This window comes from Neobacillus drentensis (assembly GCF_036966985.1).
In the GTDB taxonomy this organism is placed as follows: domain Bacteria; phylum Bacillota; class Bacilli; order Bacillales; family Cytobacillaceae; genus Neobacillus; species Neobacillus drentensis_E.
The window spans coordinates 1,604-3,169 of record NZ_JBALSN010000546.1; the positions used below are offsets into that span (position 1 = coordinate 1,604).

The 1,566-nt window shown below is 36.5% G+C and carries 2 protein-coding genes; one reads left to right on the forward strand and one right to left on the reverse strand.

The window, feature by feature from the left end; genetic code table 11:
* The first annotated feature begins 108 nt into the window (after nucleotides 1-108).
* Complete coding sequence (locus tag V7659_RS27660; RefSeq protein ID WP_335543282.1) at nucleotides 109-807, forward strand: YjjG family noncanonical pyrimidine nucleotidase; 699 nt, start codon at nucleotides 109-111, stop codon at nucleotides 805-807.
* A gap of 49 nt (nucleotides 808-856) precedes the next feature.
* Here the strand turns inward: V7659_RS27660 and V7659_RS27665 are convergent, their stop codons facing one another.
* Entirely contained in the window at nucleotides 857-1,399 is a 543-nt protein-coding gene (locus V7659_RS27665) for a hypothetical protein (RefSeq protein ID WP_335543283.1), read from the reverse strand.
* Between the last annotated feature and the right edge of the window lie 167 nt (nucleotides 1,400-1,566).

The window sequence follows — 1,566 nt, forward strand, 5'->3', positions numbered from 1 at the left end:
AACTCCACGGGTACTCCAACAGGGAGGTTCTATGGGGTCAAAATTATGGTCCCTAGCATTTTTCTGCGTTAAAATATAACGGTACTAATGGTCAAAGGGGAAATGATCTTGAAAAAATATCAAACCTTACTTTTCGATGTAGACGATACGTTACTAGACTTTGCTGCGGCTGAAGCGCTAGCCTTGAATCTGTTGTTTGAAAGCCAGAATGTCCCGCCAACAAGGGAAATTGAAGACAATTATAGAAAAATAAATCAAAGACTGTGGAGTTTGTTTGAAGAAGGAAAAATTACCCAAGATGAAGTGGTCAATACCCGTTTTTCCCTTTTATTTAAGGAATTAGGACAAATGGCAGACGGTGTTTTATTAGAAAAGAATTATCGGGGCTATTTAGAGGAAGGCCACCAATTAATCAATGGTGCGTTTGAATTGGTTTCAGCATTACAGAACCATTATGAATTATTTATTGTCACAAATGGTGTTTCAAAAACACAGGATAGAAGATTGCGTGACTCCGGTCTTCACCCGTTATTTAAGGAGATTTTTGTCTCGGAAGATACAGGTTTCCAAAAACCAATGAAGGAATTTTTTGATTATGTGTTTGATCGAATTCCTAATTTTTCACCAGAACACGCTTTAATCATCGGTGATTCTCTAAGTTCTGATATAAAAGGTGGACAGCTTGCTGGGCTTGATACTTGTTGGTACAACCCGAATGCCAAACCAAACAACACTGGTATTCTTCCTACCTATGAAATTCAAGATCTGAATGAGCTTTATACAATTTTAAATTTGGAGCAAAGATAATGGATTAAATCAATAGCCGTCATGTGACTTTTCACATGACGGACTTTTTTTATTTATTTTGGGGTGAACTGTTGAGGCTTTCCGTTTGTTCACCAGAGGATTCTTCAATTTCATTACTTGCTTCTTCGACTGTGTCCATTTTTTTGTTATTCGTCTGAAAAATATCTTTAGATACGGTGTTAAGCTTATTAACAAAGCGATTAAACCCAAATCCTACAAAGAAAGCAATGCTAATCGGTGCATAAGGAGTATCTTGATAATCGGTAAATTGAATTAAAAGTATACCACTTTGGATAATAGTAACGGCTACGACTGCCGTACCCGTTGCAAATATCGGATAAAAAATATACATAATCCATTTTCGATAATCGTGTAATTCATCTTCCATATAGTGAGTACAGAACATGTATAGATGCCTAAGGGAACCGCCAATAGCTCCAGCGAAAAAATAGTACAAAAAGATTTTGATATCAGAAATGAATGGAAGTAAATTTTCCAGTGCACCGGTCCCCAACATGCCGACCGCAAGGAAACTGCCAAAAAACAGAAGGGAAAGATATGTCAAAATAACTGCTTTTAACCATCTCTTCATTCATGACACCTCCTACTTGTTGCCATCCTATGTAACTGCAGTTTAAAATGTCACTGCCTGACGAATTAAAAGACTAAGGTACCTTGGCCATTCATAGCTGTTTATATCAATTTTGAAATTTTCGATTCATAGAGAGCTTATTTCATTTTTGTAGAATTATTTCAAAG

Excerpts from the sequence above, each read along its gene's own strand:
- V7659_RS27665 (WP_335543283.1), bottom strand. The coding sequence starts at position 1,399 with ATGAAGAGATGGTTAAAAGCAGTTATTTTGACATATCTTTCCCTTCTG.